Source organism: Deinococcus alpinitundrae (assembly GCF_009982895.1).
Classification (GTDB): Bacteria; Deinococcota; Deinococci; order Deinococcales; family Deinococcaceae; genus Deinococcus; species Deinococcus alpinitundrae.
Map to the genome: position 1 here is coordinate 1 of NZ_WXZL01000239.1, position 273 is coordinate 273.

Annotated in this window: 1 protein-coding gene; it reads right to left on the reverse strand. The window is 35.9% G+C overall.

The genetic code is table 11. The features are described 5' to 3' along the window. Positions 1-273: hypothetical protein (locus tag GUI70_RS25665; protein WP_202630597.1), on the reverse strand; the 273-nt coding region annotated here is incomplete at both ends.

Here is a 273-nt window from a genome sequence, read left to right on the forward strand (position 1 = left end):
TTGATGCTATTTCCAAAATATACGCTTTAGGAAGTTTCATATCTTCTTTTAACATGACAAATTGCAACAAAATATTAATGACGCCAAAAGACATTTTTTCACGTTCAATTAATTCTTCAACCATTGTCTTTTGCGATATAGTTGGTTCTGATTCAGACCAAGAAGCTAACATAGCAATTGGACTCGTTTGTTCAAGTAACTCAAACCATTCATCACTTTGTGGCTTTGGATTCGCTTCTGAAGATTTGCCCGCCGAAGATGATGTAGCAGGAG